The sequence below is a fragment of the Clostridioides sp. ES-S-0190-01 genome, assembly GCF_020658275.1.
Classification (GTDB): domain Bacteria; phylum Bacillota; class Clostridia; order Peptostreptococcales; family Peptostreptococcaceae; genus Clostridioides.
On record NZ_JACVWA010000047.1, the window covers coordinates 1 to 21,037 of the forward strand.

The following is a 21,037-nucleotide window of genomic DNA, read 5'->3' on the forward strand; positions in this document are numbered from 1 at the left end:
TAAAAAACCTCCTTTAAGAGTAAACTCTATGAAGTTAAGAAATTAACTTCATGGGTAACGCAGTTAGAAACTGCTCTCCTCGATAATATTATTAAGGCTTGATAGCATATTACACTGTTTGTACCCACAAACTGTTTAATAATATGCAACAGAGGCTACAAACTGGAGAAGCATTTGTAGGTGTTATGACCTTAATAATGTAGTTTAAAACTTAATCTGGTCAATATGACTTGTAGATAACTTCAAGCCTACCTCTTTAGAGGTGGGTTATTGACAAAAACTTACTTTGGCTTTACTATAAAAATCTTTCTTTGATATTTTTATTTCATAACACTTCCAAATACCTTTTGTATCATAAGTCATGTAATCAACTCTTTCATTGCCATTAATACCTATTGTAACCTCAAAACATCCAAAAGTACCTATTTTAGAAGTACTATATTTTAATGCTTTCTCTATTTGTCTTGTTAATCCTGTTTTAACCTTAATTCATCCTCCTTAGTTGAAATTTTAAATTTTTCTATTATAAAGTCTGTAATTATAAATTCATTGCAGTTTAAGCATCTGATATATTCACCTAAACTGGATTCTACTTTCGTTTCAGAAGCACATAGTGGGCATATAACAAATTCGAATTTTTGTATTGTCTTAAGCTCTAACATTGAATGAATTTCTTCATATATATCCTCAGTAGAATCATCACTTTTTAATAATAGGTATGCAGTGGATAAATATTCTTGGTTAGACTCCCTAAATAATTTAACTATAGTATTCATAAACTTCTCCAATCTTTCAGTGTTTAAATATAACTTTACCATTTATTAACTATTTAATATACATGAATTATATCAAATATATTTTATATAAACAATAAAAATGGTAATATATATAATATATATAGTATTTAAATTTAAAGAGGGTGAATTTCTTTGATAGAAAATTGTAAAGTTAGAAAACAATTAGAACAATGTAAATTTGATGAATTAAAAGCCATTTTAAGGGGTTTAAGTAAGGGAACTATAATATATCCAGGCATTATTAAAGATAAGCTCAATTTGGCTATGGAAGATGTATATACGATGTTAGAACAGATGGTTAAAGATAAAGCTATTAAAAGAGGATATGAGTTATATTGTCAAAGTTGTATTAATCCAAAAACGAAAATACTTAATTCTATAGCAGGTAGATTTTATTGTGATGTTTGTGGTAAAGAATTATATCCATTAAAAGATAGTATCGTAATATATACAGTTATCTAATTTGAAAAAAAGCTGAAACTAATACAAGATGAGTTAATTATATGAATTGTTGATTATAATCTTGAAATTATTTATAAACAAAATTATATCTCAAATAAAGAATATGTATAATATAAAAACTTTTAATTAGTTTTATTAATATAAATTTTTTAGGGAGAGATATTATATGAACAAATATGAGGCTGATTTAAAAATGGTAAAAGAAGATGGGTACTATTTAAGAACTGTTAAAAAACAAAATTATGAGATTTGTCTCCAAGCGATAGATAACTGGGGGCCAGCAATACAATTTATTAGATGGAAGACAACTAATTTATCTAAAACACAAAGGAATAATCTATGTAAAAAAGCAGTCTTAAAAGATGGTGAATTATTAAAATATGTAAAAAGACAAACAGAAGATATTTGTTTACTGGCTGTTAGAGAAAATCCATGGGCTTTAAAATATGTAAAAAGACAAACGGAAAGAATATGTATTGAAGCAGTAAAACAATGGGGTACAGTATTACAACTTGTAAAGAAACAGACACCTAAAATATGCCTTGAAGCAGTAAAACAGAATTCATTTGCTCTTTACTATGTAAAGAAACAATTTGAAGGAATATGTATGATAGCTGTAAAACAAGATGGATTTGCTTTAGAGTATGTAAAGAATCAAACGTATAAAATTTGTTTAGAAGCAGTCAAGCAAGATGGAGAATCTTTAAAATACGTAAAAAATCAGACCAAAGAGATTTGTATTGAAGCAGTAGAAAATGATGCACGTTCTATTCAGTATATAAAATGGGACCAATTAAAGTTAACTGAGTCAGAAGTTGATGAAATGCATAAACTTGCATTAACTCAGACATCAAGAGCACTTGTGTTTATTAAAGATAAAAGTAAATATATAAAAATGTTTAATATTAAATTTTCAAAAAATGATAGAAAAGTTATGGCTATTAATATAAATGAGGAGTGGCTATTTACAGTAGGATGCCAAGATAATATTACTAAGGAGAAGTTTATTCATAGAATCTATAATGAAGGTGGAGGGTTTGACAAAGAGAAAGGAGTTAATGTTCATAGACAATATTATATAGACTTTTTAGATCAATTCCCAGATAAGAAAGCAGTTTAATAAGTTAAATAAAAAAGTTATCTAAACTATTAGATAACTTTTTTATTTATTATATATGTTTATATAAATTCATTTTGTTATACTTTAAGGTAGATTTTTTTTGTTTTTTTCATAAACTCTTTTAAGGAATCTGTTTCTTCACACAAAACTTCTTCAAACTTAAGTTCATTATTATATCTTTTTATATAATCTTCAAGATTATAATTTTTTAAGTTTCTTTCTGCATGTGATTTCATTCCCATTATAATCATTTTAAAAATATCCACATCAATTTCATTATCAAATATCTCAATAATATCCCAATTAGTAATTGTTTCAAAATATGCTATTTTATTTTTTATATCCTTATATAGTATAGCTATGTTTATCTTTTTTAGTGATGTAAACATAGGCCTATATGTTAATATCGAAAAAGCTATTTTCATTAAATACTCCTTTCTATAAAAAATTCAAAAGGGATATCTATTAATTTAGATATCCCTTTTGAATTTTTTATGTTTGATAGCAGACTATGTTGTGCTAACTAACATGTTTTTAAATTTAATCATCAAATTTTCTTAACTTATTTTAAAGACATTGGCGAGTGTCTTTTTTATATTCCAAATGACCATTCGGATACTTCAAGAAAAAGTATAAATATATTAAATAGTTATGGATTAATTATAACATCAAAGGAAATAAAATACAATATTTTTTATAAACAATATATTTCTATAATAAAAAATATATATTAAACACAAAATATGTATTATAAAAAAATTAACATAAAACTATGATGAATAAAAATATGTATTATAAAAATAATTCTAAAAAGGGGAAATAGCATGTTTAAAAGTAAAGAGGTACTAACTTTGTTAAGGGGAGATGAAATTGATTTAAAGCATTATAAAGTTCAAAGCTATGAGATGTGGTTAAATATCATAAAGAAAAATCCTTTATATATTAAATATATAGGAGTGGCTGAACCCAATCTAAGTAAGGAGCAGATTAATAGTTTATGTTTAATATCAGTAAGAAAGCTACCATGGACTATATCCTATGTACAAAATCAAACTCCAAGATTATGTTTAGAGGCAGTAAAAGATTGGGGGTCGTCTCTTCAATATATAAGAAAACAAACAAATAAAATTTGTCTAAGTGCAGTAAAAGATTATGGGAAAGCCCTTATGTATGTAAAAGAACAGACAGAAGAAATATGTATAGAGGCAGTAAAAGAAGATGGGATGGCTCTTAAGTATGTAAAGAATAAAACAGAAGAGATATGTCTTGAAGCATTGAAACAAGATAAATATTCAATTAAATTTATAAAAAACAAATTAAAGTATGAAAAAATGTTTAATATCAAATATTTGGAACCACGAGGGTATGCAAATGAAGTATTTGCTATAAAAGAAAACGGAATGTGGTTATTTACAGTAGGTTGTCAAGAAAACATTACTAAAGAAACTTTTATTGATAGAATCTATAATGAAGGTGGAGGGTTTGATTTAGAGAAAGGGATTAATATTCATAGGCAGGTTTATCTTAATTTTTTAAAGCAATTTTAAATATAAAAAATTAATAGATACTATTTTTAAGGCTATTCATGAATGTTGACTATTGGCTAATATATTTGATATAATAAAATAAAATTGTATTATTGCTTATTTGTATTAACTAAAAGTTAAAAATAAAAGACCACCTAAAAACAAAGATGGTCTTTTATTTTTTTGTTGATATTTATTAATAAAATTAGAAAGTTACTAATTATTAACCAGGTTGTATTTATATCAAAAAATCTAATATTTACTTAGTATATATACTAAGTAAATAGCAAGATATATAAATTATAAAAATAAAAGTAAATCACTATACTTATATATAATACATATAAAAAAGTTTTATTAAATAAAAAAATAAAAAGGGAGTGGTTTTATGTTTGGGATTTATATATTTGAGTTTTTGTGCATGTTTTTTGAGTAAGGCAATTTTTCTGGTTAGTAGTTATGTTGTTTGTAACAATAAGATTTTTATATCGTAGAGGGGTATTTGACAAATACATAACTAAATGTATAAAAAATTTTGAAAAAAATTAAAAAAACTTTTAATAAAAAATAAATCAGGTTAAAATAGGTAATAAGAGAGGTGCTAAATATGAAATTTTTTGAGATAGGAACATCTGACTTTAAAGAATATATAAATAGTGGTGCATACTTTATTGATAAGAGTTTGTTTATAAAAGAAGTATGGAATGATAATAAGTACATATTAATAACTCGTCCAAGAAGGTTTGGGAAAACTTTAAATATGAGTATGCTTAAATACTTTTTTTCTAATAAAGAGGCTGAAGAGAATAGGGAGCTTTTTAGAAAATTAGAGATTTCAAAATATGAAGAAATTATGAATGAGCAAGGGGAATATCCAGTAATATTTATAAGTTTCAACGGTTGTGATATAAATGATTTAGAAAGTTTAAAAGAGCTTATTGTAAAGAAGATAAAAAATGAGTTGGACCGTTTTGATTATTTAATAGATATGTTACCAGCAAGAAAAGCTAAAAAGTTTGAACGTATATTAGATTCTAATAAGGATTCGGATTTAATTGAATCTGTAGCATATCTATCTGAGATATTACATTCAACTACTGGTAAAAAACCAATATTATTGATTGATGAATATGATACTCCTGTTAATAAAGCATATACAGAGGGGATATATGAAGAAATAATAAACTTTATGAAGGCGTTTTATTCAAATTCAATAAAAGATAATATACATGTAAAAAAAGTAATTATGACTGGAGTTCTTAGAGTAGCAAAAGAGAGTATTTTCTCAGGGTTAAATAATTTAAGTGTATATACAATTAGAGATAAAGGGTATGAAAGTTGTTTTGGATTTACTAAAGGAGAAGTAGAAGAGATACTTAATTATTTTAGTATAGATAGAAATATAAAATCATTAGAGGATTATTATGATGGTTATAAGTTTGGAGATACTGAAATATATAATCCATGGTCAATAATGAAGTATGTAGAAAATGCATCTAAATATAATGATTATATTGAAAAACCATATTGGATAAATACCAGTTCAAATGATATAGTTGTAGAACTGGTAAATATTAAACACAAGGATGGTATTGAAAAACTTATAAGTGGAGAAGAAGTAATAGATATTATTGATGAGAATATAGCATTTAGATATATTGCAGATGAGTCAACTTCTCCATGGAGTTTACTATATTTTAGTGGATATTTAAAAATATCTAATGAATATGATTATGGTCAAGTTGGTTTAGTAATTCCCAATAAGGAAGTTTTGCATTTTTTTAAGAATGAAATAATCAAATGGTTTAATATTGATATGAAAATTGAAGAATATATTCCTATCGTTTTAAGTTTAATAAAAGGAGATACAGAATCATTTAAGAAAGGATTTAAAGAAATATTAGCTGGAGTATTTAGTTATTTTGATTTAAAAGGCGATGAAAGTGAACAATATTATCATGTGTTTACGATTGGTATTATGGCTTTACTTTCAGATAATTATATAATTAAGTCAAATAGAGAAGCTGGAGATGGAAGGGCAGACCTACTTATAATACCTAAAGATGTATCTAAATTAGGAATTATAATGGAATTTAAAAAATCTGATAAAGAAGAATTCTTATTAAAAGATGCCAAAATCGCACTAAAACAGATAAATGATAAAAAATATGATAATGAATTATTAGCATTAGGAATAAATAATATATTAAAAGTAGGAATTTCTTTTTATAATAAAGAATGTGAAATGATTTTTGAACAATAACAAAAAAAAAGAAGTACTTAATTATTAAAATTAAGTACTTCTTTTTTTTGTTTTGAATAAAAATACAGTAGTGATTTTTGTGTTTAAATATATATAGAATTAAGCAATTTAATTATAACATTAAATAAGTAAGATTCCAATATTTTATATAAACAATAAAAATGTGATATAATTATTATAAATAAAAATACTTTGTTTGTATAAATAATAATTTACAAAAAGGATGGTTATATGCTTAGAAAAGAAATAGATTTAGATTGGATAAGAAAATATCCAGGGGATTTAAAAAATGCAAAAAAACAAACCTATGGAATGTGTATAGAAGCAGTGAGAAGGAATGGTCTGTATTTTATGGATATAAGATGGGGTGAAGTAAATTTATCATATGAAGAAATAAATAATATATGTGTGGAGGCAGTGAAAGAAAATTGCTTAATGCTGAGAGTTATTGATAAAGTAGTAAAATTCTATAGGTGTCCTAAAAACACTTTTGAGATATGTATAGAAGTAATAAAAGAGGCTCCAGAAATTTTTAAAGAAATGCCATTTGATGAGATTAATTTAACGCAAAAAGAAATTAAGGCTATTTACTTGGAATATCTAAAAAAAACTGAATGTGATTTAAGTATTGTAGAAGATCAGGCTATAATGTACTTAGAAATAGTAAAGTTAAATGGTCGTTTTTTAAAATATATAAAAAATCAAACAGAAGGAATTTGTCTTGAAGCGGTGAAAAATTATGGACCAGCTTTGAAGTATGTAAGATGGAATAAACTTTCAAATAATAGAAACGAAAAATTATATGAATGTTCCAGTAATCGAGTTAAATATTTTCATGCAAAGTTAAATAAGATAAAAAATAAATTTTCAAGTAAAGAAAATGAGAGAATTTGTCTTGAAGCAGTAAGACAAAATGCCTTAGCTCTTAAGTATGTAAATAAACAAACAGAACCAATTTGTATGGAAGCTCTAAAGCAGAATAAACATGCAATAATGTTTATAAAAGATAAAAATAAATGTTTAAAAGAATTTAATATCAGATACTTAGAAAAACAAGGAGATACAAGAGAAGTAATAGCTATTAAGGAAAATAATAAGTGGTTATTTACCATAGCTTGCCAAAGAGATATTACAAAGGAAGAATTTGTAGATAGAATATACAACACTAATGGTGGATTTGACTTGAAATTAAGAATAAATGTTCATAGGCAAAGATATCTTAATTTTTTAAAAGATTTTTATTAAATGTAAACTGATTTTATTAAATATAAATTTATATATTTAAATAATTATAAATTTTATAAAATAATTATAAATATAAAAATAAAATTAATAAAAATAAATTATAAATAATTATCTAAATTAATATATAATCTTTTTTATTTTGGATAGATAATAAAATTATAAAAAATAGAAAGGCTTACTATAGTTACAGTATAAGATAGAGTTTTTATAAAAAATAAATACTGGGAATGACTTAGAAGAGTTTGATATTAAATATTTAAAAAAACAAGGTAAAGTAAGAGAAGTAATAGCAATAAAAGAAAATGAAGAGTGGTTATTTACAGTAGGTTGTCAATTTAAAATGACCAAAGAAAAATTCATATATAGAATCCATACAGATAATGGTGGATTTAACTTGAGATTAGGTATTAATGTTCATAGAAAAGTATATCTTAATTTTTTAGAACAATTTGATTAATATAAAAGCTATCTATTGATTTAGATAGCTTTTATTATTGTTTATAAATAAAAAACTATGTATGTAAAAATAGAGTTTTTAAATATGTATTAAGTAAATAACAAAAGAAAGATACTTATTGTAAATTAATTAAAACAATAATGTATATGGGAGAGTGTGATATTTTAAAGATACCTGATTTATTAATAATTTATATAAGGAATATATATTATGATATATAAATTATTAAATGAGGTGTGTGTTATGAACCAAGTGGATATAGATTTAAAAAAAATTAAGCAAGTTCCAGGATATTTAAGTCACATAGAAAATCAGACAGATGAAATGTGTATAGAAGCAGTTAAAAGATATGGAATTGCACTTAAATATGTAAAAAAGCAAACAAAAGAAATATGCTTAGAAGCAATAAAACAAAATCCTTCAGCACTTAGATTTGTAGAAGATAAAACGGATGAGATATATCTTGAGGCAGTAAAACAAAATGGTAGAGCCTTAATATATGTAAAAAAGCAAACAGTAGAAATATGCTTAGAGGCAGTAAAACAAAACGGATTAGCACTTGAGTATGTAAATTGGGCAAAATTCTCAAAAGAACAGCTTAATGAAATATATGTAGAAGCAGTCAAACAATGTGGAGGTGCCCTTAAATATGTGAAAGAACAAACTCCAGAAATATGCAAAGAAGCAGTCAAACAGAATGGACAAGCACTTAAGTATATAAAGGGGGACGGATTTTCAAAAGAACAGCTTAATGAAATATGTTTAATCGCAGTTAATCAAAACGGATTGTCTCTTATTTATATAAATTGGACTGAATTAGAAGGTAAATTCTCAAAAGAACAGCTTAATGAAATATGCATAGAGGCAGTAAGGCAAAATGGTAGAGCTTTAGAGTACGTGAGAGAACAGACTGAAGAAATCTGTATAGAGGCAGTAAAAAAAGATGTATCAGCTTTTTATTATGTAGAAAATCAAACAGAGAAAATTTGTTTGATTGTAGTAAGTCAAGATGGGACTTTATTAAGAATGGTAAAAAGACAAACAAAGAAAATTTGTTTAGAAGCTATTAAGAATAAAGCTTGGTCTTTAGAATATGTAGAAAATCAAACAGAGGAGATGTGTTTAATGGCAGTAAGACAAAATGGGACTTTATTAAGAATGGTAAAAAGACAAACAAAGAAAATATGCTTAGAAGCTATTAAAAACAAAGCTTGGTCTTTAGAATATGTAAAAAAGCAGACAGAGAAGATATGTTTAATGGCAGTAAGTCAAGATGGGACTTTGCTGAAATATGTAAGAAAACAAACCTCTAAGATATGTAAATGTGCGTTAATGCAGGATAGAGGAGCAATTATATACATAAAAAATAAAAAATATTTAAAAGAATTTGATATTAAATATTAAATTAGAGATAAGCTTAATTTATTAAGTTCGGTTGTTTATATAAAATATAAATGTTCTTATTATAAAAAATTAAAAATAAACTTTAAATCAAATAATAAAAAAGAAGACATAGAATTGATAAAAGAATATAAATTAAATGAAATTGTCTCGTCTGATAAATTATTTATGAATGAAGATTCAAAGTTTTTAGGTTATAGTCTTAAATTAAATGTAGCTAATTCAATTGTTTTTAATATTAATTTTGAAATGACAAAAGAATTACAGTTAGAACATGAATTATTGCATAAAAAAAGGGCTATAGGATTGAGGTTAGTACAAAGTAATAAGGATGAATCAGTAGTAGATGTAGGAAACGAAGCTCTTACAATATAAAATTAAAAAAGATAGGATGATTTTTAATAACAAAAAATAGCTGTCTATTAATTTAGTAAGTTATTTTTATTTATAAAAAATAAAATATTAGAACAGAAATATACAAAATATTAAAAAAATATTGAATATAAAGAATATTTATGATATTGTATATAGTATACAAAATACTTAGAAATAAAAAAGGAGATAATATTATGGGACAGTATGAAATAGATTTAGGAAGAGTAAAAAGTTATCCTTATTATTTAAAAAAAATTAAAAATCAAACTTATGAAATGTGTATGGTAGCAGTTGAAAAATGGGGTTTAGCAATACAGTTTGTTGTATGGGATGACCTTAATTTGTCTAAAGAGAAACTTAATAAACTATGTCTTAAAGCAGTAAAGAAAGATGGGTATGCACTTGAGTATCTAAATTGGGATGAATTAACTAATAAATTATCTGAAAAGCAGATTGAAAAAATATGTATAGAAGCAGTAAGAAAAAATCCATGGGCTTTAAGATATGTAAAGTTTGAATATTTATCAAAAGAGCAAACAGAAGAAATGTGTTTAATTGCAGTAAAACAAAATGGGGGAGTTTTAAAATATGTGAATGAACAGACTGAAGAAATATGTTTAGAAGCAGTAAAACAAGCTGGATATGCACTTAAGTATGTAAATAATCAAACAGATGAGATATGTAGAGAAGCTTTAAAACAGGATAGATTTGCAATTAAGTTTATAGATATGAAAGAAAAATATTTAAAAGAATTTAATATAAAATATTTAGAACCTCAAGGAGATATAAGCGAAGTAATAGCTATAAATAAAAATGATCAGTGGCTATTTGCTATAGACTATGAAATAGATATGATTAGGAAAGATTTTATAGATTATATTCATTCTATTATTAATGATTTGAATTTAGAAAAAGGTATAGATGCTTATAATCAGGTATATTTTGATTTTTTAGAACAACTTAACTAATAAAAGAAGCTATCTATTAACTTAGGTAGCTTTTTCTTTATTAAGTCTAAAGGATAGTGATCTCATTTTAACTAAAGTTGAAAGATTTTTATACTGCTTATATTATATAGACAAATCTAAAGAAATCAACTTATATAATTTTATAAAAATAGTGATACAAAACTATATTAAATAAAAAAGTTTTATTAAATATAAGTTGAAAAGAGGTCGTATAAAATGAAAAAGAGAGACATCTATTTAGAGGTTGTTAAACATTGTGGTTATAACTTAAAGTATATAGAGAACCAGGACTATGAAATGTGTTTAAGATCAGTTGAGAATTATGGTACTGCATTAAGATATGTAAAGTGGCAGGAGTTAAATTTAAATAAGAGACAAATATATAACTTGTATTTAAAAGCAGTAAAACAAAATGGCAAAGCACTTAAGTATATAGATGAACAAACCGAAGAATTATGTTTAATAGCAGTCAAGCAAGATGGTAATGCACTTAAACATGTAAAGATAGATAAATTCTCAAAAGATCAAATGTATAAGATTTGTATTGAAGCAGTTAAACAGAATGGACGTTCTTTAATATATGTAGACAAACAACTTGATGAAATTTGTATAGAAGCAGTAAAACAAAATGGATTAGCACTTGAATATGTAAAGAATAAAACGTATGAAGTATGTTTACTTGCAGTAAAACAAACAGGATGGGCCTTAACTTTTATAAAAGAGCAAACATATGAACTTTGCATAGAAGCTATAAGACAGGATAGTAGAGCTCTTATGTTTGTAAAGTGGGAAGAATTAAATAATAAATTATCTAAAAAACAGACTGAAGAAATATGTATTGAAGCTTTAAAGCAAGATATAGATGCTTTGGAATATATAGATTTAGATGAATTAAAAGAAATATATTCAAAAGAAGAGCTAAATGAAATGTATACAGAAGCACCAAAAAGAGTTAAGCGTGCTATTAAGTTTTTAAGAAATAAAAAGAAATAGTATTAGATATAAAAGAGTCTTCTAAATTAGCAGAAGGCTTTTTTATTATATTAAATATTTATGATTAAGTAAAATTAGTTTAATATATTTTATATAAACAATTAATATTGTATATTTATTATAACAAGTAGTGAAAAAATGAGAAAATAAGTATACTTATTATAGATAAGATGTTTTATAAAAATAATTTTAGAAGGGGTCAGACAAATGAATCAATATAAAGGAGAAAAGAGGGCTATGTTAAAAGAAAGCTTAAAAAATATAAATAAACAAATAAGTTATTTAACTAATACCAAAAGACAAAATTATAAAATGTGTGTAGAGAAAGTTGAAAAGAATGGATTAATGATTCAATTTTTTAAGTGGGATAAACTTAATTTAACTCAAGAGCAAATCGAAGAAATTTGTTTAGTTGCAGTAAAAGAAGATGGCAGAGCATTAGAGTATATAAATAATCCAACAAAAGACATGTGCATAGAGGCAATAAAGGAAAATGCCTTATCCCTTAAATATATAGATAAGCAAACTATAGACCTTTGTACAATGGCAGTAAAACGAAATGGATTAGCTTTAGAATATGTAAAGTGGAATGAATTAAAGGACAATCTATCAAAGGAGCAAATTGAAAATATTTGCTTAATAGCTGTAAGACAAGTTCCAAACGCTTTAATATTTGTAAATAAAAAAGAACTTAATCTTTCAGATGAACAAATGAGGGATATTTATATAGAAGCTGTTAAACAAAATGGATATGTTCTCCAAGACATAGAAGAACAAACAGAAGAAATATGTTTAATCGCAGTTAGGCAAAATGGCTTTGCTTTGTGTTATGTGAAAGAACAAACTCCAGAAATATGCCTTGAAGCTGTAAGAAATAATGGATGGTCTCTACAAAACGTTGGAGAACAAACAGCAGAAATATGTTTTGAAGCAGTAAGACAATGCTCAAAATCTTTAATATTTGTACACAATCAAACTCCAGAGATTTGTTTAGAAGCTATAAGAAGAAATGGATTAGTTTTAGAATTTATATTTAATCAATACGAAAAAATCTGTGTGGAAGCCGTTAAACAAAATGGTATGGCTTTATACTATGTAAAAAAACAGACTCCAGAGATTTGTCTTGAAGCAGTAACTCAAAATGGCTTAGCTTTACAGTATGTGAGAGAACAGCTCGATGAAATATGTTTAAGAGCTATAAAACAAGATGGAATGGCTATTAAATATGTGAGAGAGCAAACAGAAGAAATGTGTATGGAGGCAGTTAAATTTTACTGGAGAACTTTACAGTATGTGAAAGAGCAGACAGAAGCAATTTGTTTGGAAGCATTAAAGCAAGATAAATATGCAATTGAATATGTTAAAGACAAAGAAAAATATGAAACTATGTTTGGAGTTAGATATTTAAAAGGTAAAGGTAAAGTAAGAGATGTAATAGCAGTTAAAAGATATAGTACATGGTTATTTACAATAGGGTGTCGTTATGAGATAACTAAAAAAGAGTTTATAGAGAATATTTATAATGACAATGGCGGATTTGACTTAGAAAAAGGAATAAATGTTCATAGACAAACTTATCTTAATTTCTTAGAACAATTTAATTAAAAAACTTTAATATAGAAGAGCTATCTATTAATTTAGATGGCTCTTTATCCAAGGCAGGCGAAATACTCCATCCTCAACGTAAGTAGGGTGGAGATGTAAGTCTGAAATATGCTAATATAAACTAAAGGAGGTGAAGAAATGATACAGATGAAAGCTTTTAAGTTTAGAATATATCCAAATCAAACTCAAAAAGAAATAATAGAAAAATCTTTTGGATGTTCGAGGTTTGTGTATAATCACATGTTAGCACTTCAAAAAGAAAAATATGAAAATGAAAGTGAGTCATATTCAAAGTATGATTTAATTAAAAAACTTCCATCGCTTAAAAAAGAATATGAATGGCGCTAATCAAAGGAAAGATTACCTACATCAGATATCAACTAAACTAATTAGAGAAAACCAAATAATTTGTTTAGAAGATTTGAAAGTGAGTAATATGATTAAGAATCATAAATTAGCAAGTGCAATACAGGGATATAAATGCCAGTATAAATATACTAAAAGAAGGATTAAGATTAGTGGGGATGGAACAGCCCTTAGAGCCTATGAATGCTTAGTGCAAAAGTACTATCGAATAGGAATCTCCACCTTCAAATATTACCAAAGGTAGTTAAGGTGGAGTAGTTCAAAGTAGTTTACTTAAATTTAAATAAATTTGAAAATGGGTATATAAAAACAAAAAGCCACTCCCGCACAAAGAGTAACTTTTTGTCCCAACATTGATTATATTTTTTATTTATTATAGCACAAACTTAAGAAGATAGAAAGCCATTAATTTAAAATATATGTATTTTTATCTAAACTAACATATAAAAATAATATGTAATATAAATATCAATTAGTTTGATGTAAATTGAGTATGATATTAAACAGAACAATATAAAATAAAGTGCAAAAAATTAAAATATCAATAAAATCAGTATAGTTATTATAAATAATATGAAAAAATAGTATGTTATCATACAAAATATGTGTTGAAGCAGTAAAGAATAATGGATTGGCTTTAGAGTTTATAAAAAAACAAACCCCAGAGAGATGTCTTGAAGCAGTAAGAAAAAATGGGCTTATTGTTCGTTTTGTAACAGAGCAGACAGACATAGTTTGTAAAGAATCCCTAAAACAGAATAGAGGTTCAATTAAGTATATAAAAGACAAGGATAGATATTTAGATGAGTTTGGGGTTGGATACTTAGAAGCTCAGGGTAATACAAGAGAAGTATTTGTTATCAAGAAAAATGGTCAGTGGTTATTTACTATAGGATGTCAAAACAATATTACTAAAGAAGAATTCATATATAGAATTTATAATACAGATGGAGGTTTTGATTTAGAGAAAGGAGTTAATGTCCATAGGAAAATATATCTTGATTTCTTAAAACAATTTTAACAACATAAAGAGAGATATCTAAATTAATAGATATCTCTCTTTTCTTCTACTCGTGGCAAGAGTAAAAGTGGCTGGGAATTTGATTTTTAAATCAAATTCCATAAATTTAAAAAATAACTTTCAGTTATAGAACTTCACTCTACCGCAAAATAGATTGTAGTTCTTCTTGCTTTTATTATACCACAAACCTAAAAAAATAAGATATCTTAAATGAAAATTTATTATATTTAGAATATGGAGATATATTAATATGAAAAAATATTGAGAATAGATATATAAATGAAAAAATAGAATTAGTGGAAATAAAAAAGATTTCTATGGAATTTGTTATATATACAAAAAATAAATCTATGAAATGTGTATAGAAGTAGTGGCACAAGATAGTTTGTTGATTGAATTAATACTTAGCACTACACTTAGAGGTAACATTTAATTAGTTTTTAAAATCTATTAAGTATTGTGATAGTATGTATTATAGAGAGAGAAATATTGAGGAGGAATTTATAAATGAATGTATGTATATACTCAAAAAAATCTGAGCCAGAAGCAAACTTTAAAAAACAAGAACATATATTCCCAGCTTCATTAGGTGGGAAAAGTACGTTACCAAAAGGATATGTAAGTGATGAAATAAATGAAAAATTTTCTAAGGAGTTAGAATTAGATTTTACAAGAGAGGGTTTTTTAGCTATATTAAGACAATTTATAGGTCCTGGTTCAAGAGGAAATATTAATAATCCTAAAAAGGCTACTCAGTCTAAAGTACACCTTATTTTGGATGAAGATGATAATAATGCATTAGGATATATTGTTAAAGGAGTACCAAAATACATAAAACAAATTATATTTAATTTAGAATATGGAGCTTTATCTAATTCCACTAAATTATTTTTGCCAAAAGCCGAAAATGAAATGGAAGAATTAGAAAAATTCCTTCAAGCAGATTATAGTAATACAACAGTTATAAAAGATAGTTACATTCCTAAAAATAAAATAATGCTTGGATTCAAAGAATATCAAGAAAAAGGTAGAGGCTCTATTAAGCAAAAATGGTTTATAGGGCACAATCCAGAGGTAACAATAAACGATGAATTAAAAGATAAAATGGAAATTCTTATTAAAAAACTTTATGAAAATTCTATAGGGAAGGAAGATGATTCAATTGTAGAATCGCAACATGTGAAATCATATCAAAGTATAAGATTTGATATAGAAAAATTTTATAGAACATGTGCTAAGATAGCTTTTAATTATGTCGCTTCTGTTGTTGGACAAGAAATAGTATTAGGTGAAGAATTTGATGATATTAGAAATTATATTGTAAATGGTGGTAATGGAGATTTTGTTGAAGATGTAAATGCTATTGTAGATCCAAAGGCAAAACAAAGAACCAATTATTTAGGTGTTAAACATGCAATAATAGCTTTTTCCGTAGAAAATGAGATAATAGTTTTTTTGTCTTTTTATGGTGAATTCGATTTTATTGTTCGAATACCATATAAAATTGACATATGTAAATTGCGTGAAGTATTAAATAAACAAGTTATTGTTATTAATTGGGAAAATAGATGCGAAGAGAAGATACCTACAAAGAAAGAGCTCTTAGACCAAAAGTTTGAAGAACTATTAAAAGAAGAGGTCTAAACCAATAGACTTCTTCTTAATAAAAAACATTTTACTTTGGTAATAATATTATGTTGCTATTTGTATTGTCGGAAATATAGGTATTGTTAGTTTCTATTATTGATTTATTGTTGGTTTCTATAAGTATTTCTTGTTTTTTAGTATTTATATTATAGCAATAGAGACCTTTTAAATAATTTAAAATATTCATGCATGTATTCTCTTTTATCTCATAGTATTTAAGAAACGCAGAAAAGTGTATGGCATCTCTAAAAGTACTTGTTTTTTTACAGGGATCAGAACAATTTAAATTAAGCAAAATATCACTCATTAAATGAAAAGCAGAGTTATATAGTGAACCAAAATCAAATGTGAATGGGATTTTACAATGTATAAAACTGTTTTTACCAGAATTATTTTTTTTGTATATCAAGATAGTATCTATTGTAAAGTTTCTCTGCTGGGTCGAATGAAATTCCAATAGATAGACCATTATAGCATTTCATTTGATTTGTATTCCATTTAACTGTTGTGGCATACCAAGTACTACTATTCTCTTTTTTTACAAATAAATCCGTTTTCCATATGCCACTTATATTGTTAGGGAGGTTTTGTCTATGTTTTTTCAGATGAAATGAATTATATACACAATCAATATGATTTTTAAAATTATATTGGTTATTTAGACTCCAAATAGTATTCTCATTACTAAGAAGAGTTTTTATATAATCTACAGATAAATCTGTTCTTTCTCCTGCCCATAAAATAGCATCTATATTATCAAAGGTATTCTCAAAAGAAAGTAAGTTTATTGCCTCATTAATTAAACCTTGTATGTAAAAATTTTTATTTTTTATTGAATTAAAGATATAATATTCCCAACAGATACCTTTCATTCCACTATTTTTATGAAAATAGGATTCATAGATCAAACTCAATTGTGCCAAAGTAACATCTTCTTTGCGCCTACAATTTAGATGTATTAAATGTTTATTTGTGATTTTAGAAAAATAGACTTCTAAAATACATATAGTTGAGATAAGTACTTTATTTTGATAATCATAATAAGATATTATTTCCCCATGGTTTTCTGTCACTAAACTGTTCATATTAATTTCACCTTTCTTATATTTTTATATGTACATTATATAATTTATCAATTGGTTGTTAAAGATATATATAAGATTTCCAATATAGATAGTAGATAATTACTATTTAGTATGGTAAGTTCAAATTATAATTATATTGATATATGTGTATATCAATTATATATATTTAGTTTTATTTTATTTGTTTATGATAAATTTTAAAAGGTTTTATTTTGAACTGAAGAAAGATAGGAAAAGTAAAAGTGATATAATAATTTTAAGGAATATTAAGGGGAGAAACGAAAATGAAAATGTATGAATATGACTTAGAGAGAGTAAAAAGAGATCCAATGAGTTTGAGAAAAGTTGAAAACCAAAATTATGAAATATGTAAAGAATCTTTAAGTAGAAGTGGATTAGCTCTTGAATTTGTTAAATGGGATGAGTGTAATTTTACAAATGAACAGATACGCAATTTATATATTATTGCTGTAAAAGAGAATGGAGAAGCTTTAAAGTTTGTAAAAGAACAAACAGAAGAGATTTGTATTGAAGCAGTCAAACAAAATGGATATGCAATTGGATTTGTAGATAACCAAACTGAGAAACTATGTATAGAAGCAATTAAACAAAGAGTAGAGGTTTTTAGTCATATTAAACTAAGAAATCGTACAGAGAAAGTTTGGATGGAAGTAGTAAGAAAAGATGGACAATATTTAAATCATGTTGAAAAACAAACAGAAGAGATATGTTTAATAGCAGTAAGAGAGAACGGATTTGCATTAGGGTTTGTAAAAAATAAAACATTTAGACTATGTATAGAAGCAGTTAGACAAAATCCAATGGCTATAAGTAGGATTGCTTATATTAATCTGACAAAAGAACAACTTACAGAGATTTATATAGAATATATAAAAGGTATAAAAAATAATATAAAAGAAGACTTGAAATACATAAAAAAATATCCAAAATCAGTATATTTAGAGTTGATAAAAATTAATTATTATTTTTTAAGTTATATTGAAGAACAAACAGAAGAGATGTGTCTAATGGCAGTAAGACAAAATGGATGGTCACTGCAATATGTAAAGAATCAAACAGAAAAAATTTGTAAAGAAGCAGTAAGACAAAATGGTAGGGCTTTATTTTTTGTAGAAAACCAAACTGAAGAAATATGCTTAATAGCATTAAAACAAGATATAGAATCTTTTGAATTTGTAGAAGACCAAACAGAAGAGATGTGTCTAATGGCAGTAAGACAAAATGGCTTATTTCTTAAATATGTAAAAGAACAAACTACAGAAATATGTATGGAGGCAGTAAGACAAGATGGATTAGCTTTATTTTTTGTAGAAAACCAAACAGAAGAGATATGTATGGAAGCAGTTAAACAAAATGGATATGCTCTTGAAGATGTAAAAGAGCAAACAGAAGAAATATGTTTAAAAGCAGTTAAACAAAATGGAGGATCATTATTTTGGGTAATAGAGCAAACGGATAGAATCTGCATGGAAGCAGTTAAAAATGATGAAAAAGTACTTAGATATGTGAGATCACAAACAGAAAATATGTGCTTAAATGCAGTAAAAAAAGAATGGTTAGCCTTAAAGTATGTTAAAGTACAAACAGATGAGATATGTATAGAAGCTCTAAAGCAAGATAAACATGCAATTAAATATATAAAAGATAAGGATAAATATTTAGAAGAATTTAATATTAAATATTTAAAAGAACAAGAAAATACAAAAGAAGTAATAGCTATAAAAGAAAATGGAAAGTGGTTGTTTACTATAGAATGTGAAGAAGATCTTACTAAGAAAGAGTTTGTAGATTATATTTGCTATGATTATATTTGTCCTGAATATATGTGTTGTGAACATATCTCTTATGATGAAGGATTTAATTTAGATGAGGCTATAAATACTCATAAGCAGGTATATTTTGATTTCTTAAAGCAATTTGAATAAAAAAGATATATGTTAATTCAGATATCTACACAGAATATTAATGTTTAATTCAGTAATTTTAAATACATAGAAAGTTTAAATTAATTAATTTAAACTTTCTATCTCAACTAATACTTAAAAATATTAAATTTATATTACTTAATTTGGAATAAGTTGATTATATAACTATATAAACATATTTGCAATATTTTATATAAACAATAAAAATGATATAATTATTATAATTTAAATTAAAAATAATATAATATAATAAAAAATAGTATTGTAAAAATATAATCGAAAAGAGGAAAGATTAAATGAAATGTATAGATTTAGATTGGGTGAAAAAACATCCATGGGATTTGATAAATGCAGAAGAACAAAGTTATGAGATGTGTATTAATGCTATAGGGGAAAATGGATATTTGCTTAAAGATGTAAGATGGGATGAACTTAATCTAACTGATGAGCAGATATATAACTTATGTATAGAGGCAGTAAAAGAAAATGGGAGGGCTTTAAAGTATGTGATAAAACAGACTCCCGAAATATGTATGGAGGCTATAAGGCAATGTGGAGAAGCTTTACAGTATGTAAACAATCAGCTTAATGAAATGTGCCTAATGGCAGTAAAACAACATGGAGATTATATATTTTATGTAAAAGATCAAACAGAGGAACTTTGCTTAATTGCTTTAAAGAAAAACGGATTAACTCTTGAGTATATAAAAAATCAAACAGAAGAACTATGTCTTGAAGCAGTAAAACAAAATGGATATGCTCTTAGGTTCGTAAAAATACAAACACCAGAAATATGTATTAATGCTGTAGGGGAAAATGGTTTATCTCTTAGATTTGTAAAGTGGGATGAACTTAATTTAACTAAAGAACAGATATATAACTTATGTATAGAAGCAGTAAGACAAAATGGATATGCTATTAAGTATATAAAGTGGAATAAATTAAAAGGCAAATTCTCAAAAGAACAAAAAGATGAAATATGTATTGAAGCAATAAAAAAAGATGTCTTATTGCTTAATAGTTTAGAGGATAAAACAGAAGCAATATGTATTGAAGCAGTTAAAAAGGATATATTAGCTCTTAAATATATTGAAAATCAGTTCGATGAAGTATGTAGAGAAGCTCTAAAACGAGACAAAACCGCAATTAAATATATAAAAAATAAGGATAAATATTTAAAAGAGTTTGATATTAGATATTTAAAAAACCAAGAAAATATAAAAGAAGTAATAGCTATCAAGGAAAATAATAAGTGGTTATTTTCTATAGGGCATGAAAATAATATTACTAAGGATGAGTTTATTTATAGAATTTATAATGAAGGAAGAGGTTTCGATTTAAGATTAGGTATAAATACTCATAGAAAGGTATATGTTGATTTTTTAGAACAACTTAACTAATAAAAGGGGCTATCTATTAATTTAGATAGCTTCTTTTATTTTATATAAACAATAAAAATGATATAATATATTATATAAAATTAAAAAAGATGGGGATATTATAAAAAATATATATAATAAAGAATATAGAGTTTATTTTAAAAAGATTCATAGAGACTGGAGATATTTATCACTTACAAGTGAATTAATATTCTACTAAATATTAAAAAATATAAATTTATATTTTTTAATAATTATAAATTCATAGAAATAATTTAAAATAATTAGTAATGATTAGAAATAATTAGAAATATTTAAAAATAGTTTTAAATATTTAAAAAAATAAATTATAAATAATTATAATATAAAAAGCTATTTAAA

At 25.2% G+C, this 21,037-nt stretch carries 18 protein-coding genes and 2 pseudogenes; 17 read left to right on the forward strand and 3 right to left on the reverse strand.

What is annotated here, in order from left to right; genetic code table 11:
• Nucleotides 1-467 precede the first annotated feature (467 nt).
• Nucleotides 468-776, reverse strand: coding sequence for a YgzB family protein (locus IC214_RS19940; RefSeq protein ID WP_227824931.1), 309 nt, complete (start codon nt 774-776; stop codon nt 468-470).
• A gap of 153 nt (nt 777-929) precedes the next feature.
• Between IC214_RS19940 and IC214_RS19945 the strand changes: the two genes are divergently transcribed.
• Both IC214_RS19945 and IC214_RS19950 read left to right on the forward strand, forming a co-directional pair.
• Entirely contained in the window at nt 930-1,259 is a 330-nt protein-coding gene (locus IC214_RS19945) for a hypothetical protein (RefSeq protein WP_227824930.1), read from the forward strand.
• 166 nt (nt 1,260-1,425) lie between these two features.
• On the forward strand, nt 1,426-2,379 hold the full coding sequence (locus tag IC214_RS19950; protein ID WP_227824929.1) for a DUF4116 domain-containing protein: 954 nt from the start codon (nt 1,426-1,428) through the stop codon (nt 2,377-2,379).
• A gap of 77 nt (nt 2,380-2,456) precedes the next feature.
• On the opposite strand, the gene IC214_RS19955 is transcribed toward IC214_RS19950, so the two are convergent.
• Nucleotides 2,457-2,804: a hypothetical protein gene (locus IC214_RS19955; RefSeq protein WP_216187986.1), complete on the reverse strand. Its 348-nt coding sequence runs from the start codon at nt 2,802-2,804 to the stop codon at nt 2,457-2,459.
• Between the two features lie 399 nt (nt 2,805-3,203).
• On the opposite strand from IC214_RS19955, the gene IC214_RS19960 reads away from it, so the two are divergent.
• The 13 genes and pseudogenes from IC214_RS19960 (at nt 3,204) to IC214_RS20015 (ending at nt 16,243) form a co-directional block, all read left to right on the forward strand.
• A complete protein-coding gene (locus IC214_RS19960) occupies nt 3,204-3,926 on the forward strand; it encodes a DUF4116 domain-containing protein (RefSeq protein ID WP_227824928.1) in 723 nt (240 codons plus the stop codon).
• 586 nt (nt 3,927-4,512) lie between these two features.
• The gene (locus IC214_RS19965) at nt 4,513-6,168 is read left to right on the forward strand and encodes an AAA family ATPase (RefSeq protein ID WP_227824927.1); all 1,656 of its coding nucleotides are present in this window, start codon (nt 4,513-4,515) and stop codon (nt 6,166-6,168) included.
• Between the two features lie 231 nt (nt 6,169-6,399).
• On the forward strand, nt 6,400-7,413 hold the full coding sequence (locus IC214_RS19970; RefSeq protein WP_227824926.1) for a DUF4116 domain-containing protein: 1,014 nt from the start codon (nt 6,400-6,402) through the stop codon (nt 7,411-7,413).
• A 232-nt stretch (nt 7,414-7,645) separates the two neighbouring features.
• Nucleotides 7,646-7,870 (forward strand): annotated as a pseudogene (locus IC214_RS19975) (hypothetical protein); the annotation flags it as partial.
• Nucleotides 7,871-8,113: 243 nt separating this feature from the next.
• Nucleotides 8,114-9,274, forward strand: coding sequence for a DUF4116 domain-containing protein (locus IC214_RS19980; protein ID WP_227824925.1), 1,161 nt, complete (start codon nt 8,114-8,116; stop codon nt 9,272-9,274).
• A gap of 114 nt (nt 9,275-9,388) precedes the next feature.
• Nucleotides 9,389-9,646, forward strand: coding sequence for a hypothetical protein (locus IC214_RS19985; protein ID WP_227824924.1), 258 nt, complete (start codon nt 9,389-9,391; stop codon nt 9,644-9,646).
• 194 nt (nt 9,647-9,840) lie between these two features.
• On the forward strand, nt 9,841-10,614 hold the full coding sequence (locus IC214_RS19990; RefSeq protein WP_227824923.1) for a DUF4116 domain-containing protein: 774 nt from the start codon (nt 9,841-9,843) through the stop codon (nt 10,612-10,614).
• 216 nt (nt 10,615-10,830) lie between these two features.
• A complete protein-coding gene (locus IC214_RS19995; protein WP_227824922.1) occupies nt 10,831-11,607 on the forward strand; it encodes a DUF4116 domain-containing protein in 777 nt (258 codons plus the stop codon).
• A 207-nt stretch (nt 11,608-11,814) separates the two neighbouring features.
• The gene (locus IC214_RS20000) at nt 11,815-13,212 is read left to right on the forward strand and encodes a DUF4116 domain-containing protein (RefSeq protein WP_227824921.1); all 1,398 of its coding nucleotides are present in this window, start codon (nt 11,815-11,817) and stop codon (nt 13,210-13,212) included.
• A gap of 147 nt (nt 13,213-13,359) precedes the next feature.
• Entirely contained in the window at nt 13,360-13,560 is a 201-nt protein-coding gene (locus IC214_RS20005) for a helix-turn-helix domain-containing protein (protein WP_413926685.1), read from the forward strand.
• Nucleotides 13,556-13,769: pseudogene (locus tag IC214_RS21280) on the forward strand (hypothetical protein); the annotation flags it as partial. The gene IC214_RS20005 and the pseudogene IC214_RS21280, both read left to right, overlap by 5 nt.
• A gap of 395 nt (nt 13,770-14,164) precedes the next feature.
• Nucleotides 14,165-14,599: a hypothetical protein gene (locus IC214_RS20010; RefSeq protein ID WP_227824919.1), complete on the forward strand. Its 435-nt coding sequence runs from the start codon at nt 14,165-14,167 to the stop codon at nt 14,597-14,599.
• Nucleotides 14,600-15,106: 507 nt separating this feature from the next.
• Entirely contained in the window at nt 15,107-16,243 is a 1,137-nt protein-coding gene (locus IC214_RS20015) for an HNH endonuclease (protein WP_227824918.1), read from the forward strand.
• Between the two features lie 392 nt (nt 16,244-16,635).
• Here IC214_RS20015 and IC214_RS20020 read toward each other — a convergent pair whose 3' ends face one another.
• On the reverse strand, nt 16,636-17,331 hold the full coding sequence (locus tag IC214_RS20020; RefSeq protein ID WP_227824917.1) for a hypothetical protein: 696 nt from the start codon (nt 17,329-17,331) through the stop codon (nt 16,636-16,638).
• 284 nt (nt 17,332-17,615) lie between these two features.
• On the opposite strand from IC214_RS20020, the gene IC214_RS20025 reads away from it, so the two are divergent.
• A complete protein-coding gene (locus tag IC214_RS20025; RefSeq protein WP_227845176.1) occupies nt 17,616-19,277 on the forward strand; it encodes a DUF4116 domain-containing protein in 1,662 nt (553 codons plus the stop codon).
• A gap of 296 nt (nt 19,278-19,573) precedes the next feature.
• Nucleotides 19,574-20,677: a DUF4116 domain-containing protein gene (locus IC214_RS20030; RefSeq protein WP_227824915.1), complete on the forward strand. Its 1,104-nt coding sequence runs from the start codon at nt 19,574-19,576 to the stop codon at nt 20,675-20,677.
• The last annotated feature ends 360 nt before the right edge of the window (nt 20,678-21,037 follow it).

Excerpts from the sequence above, each read along its gene's own strand:
- IC214_RS20020 (WP_227824917.1), bottom strand. The coding sequence starts at position 17,331 with ATGAACAGTTTAGTGACAGAAAACCATGGGGAAATAATATCTTATTAT.
- IC214_RS20000 (WP_227824921.1), top strand. The coding sequence starts at position 11,815 with ATGAATCAATATAAAGGAGAAAAGAGGGCTATGTTAAAAGAAAGCTTA.
- IC214_RS19955 (WP_216187986.1), bottom strand. The coding sequence starts at position 2,804 with ATGAAAATAGCTTTTTCGATATTAACATATAGGCCTATGTTTACATCA.
- IC214_RS19965 (WP_227824927.1), top strand. The coding sequence starts at position 4,513 with ATGAAATTTTTTGAGATAGGAACATCTGACTTTAAAGAATATATAAAT.
- IC214_RS19950 (WP_227824929.1), top strand. The coding sequence starts at position 1,426 with ATGAACAAATATGAGGCTGATTTAAAAATGGTAAAAGAAGATGGGTAC.
- IC214_RS20010 (WP_227824919.1), top strand. The coding sequence starts at position 14,165 with ATGTTATCATACAAAATATGTGTTGAAGCAGTAAAGAATAATGGATTG.
- IC214_RS20015 (WP_227824918.1), top strand. The coding sequence starts at position 15,107 with ATGAATGTATGTATATACTCAAAAAAATCTGAGCCAGAAGCAAACTTT.
- IC214_RS19940 (WP_227824931.1), bottom strand. The coding sequence starts at position 776 with ATGAATACTATAGTTAAATTATTTAGGGAGTCTAACCAAGAATATTTA.
- IC214_RS20025 (WP_227845176.1), top strand. The coding sequence starts at position 17,616 with ATGAAAATGTATGAATATGACTTAGAGAGAGTAAAAAGAGATCCAATG.
- IC214_RS20005 (WP_413926685.1), top strand. The coding sequence starts at position 13,360 with ATGAAAGCTTTTAAGTTTAGAATATATCCAAATCAAACTCAAAAAGAA.
- IC214_RS20030 (WP_227824915.1), top strand. The coding sequence starts at position 19,574 with ATGAAATGTATAGATTTAGATTGGGTGAAAAAACATCCATGGGATTTG.
- IC214_RS19980 (WP_227824925.1), top strand. The coding sequence starts at position 8,114 with ATGAACCAAGTGGATATAGATTTAAAAAAAATTAAGCAAGTTCCAGGA.
- IC214_RS19990 (WP_227824923.1), top strand. The coding sequence starts at position 9,841 with ATGGGACAGTATGAAATAGATTTAGGAAGAGTAAAAAGTTATCCTTAT.
- IC214_RS19960 (WP_227824928.1), top strand. The coding sequence starts at position 3,204 with ATGTTTAAAAGTAAAGAGGTACTAACTTTGTTAAGGGGAGATGAAATT.
- IC214_RS19970 (WP_227824926.1), top strand. The coding sequence starts at position 6,400 with ATGCTTAGAAAAGAAATAGATTTAGATTGGATAAGAAAATATCCAGGG.
- IC214_RS19995 (WP_227824922.1), top strand. The coding sequence starts at position 10,831 with ATGAAAAAGAGAGACATCTATTTAGAGGTTGTTAAACATTGTGGTTAT.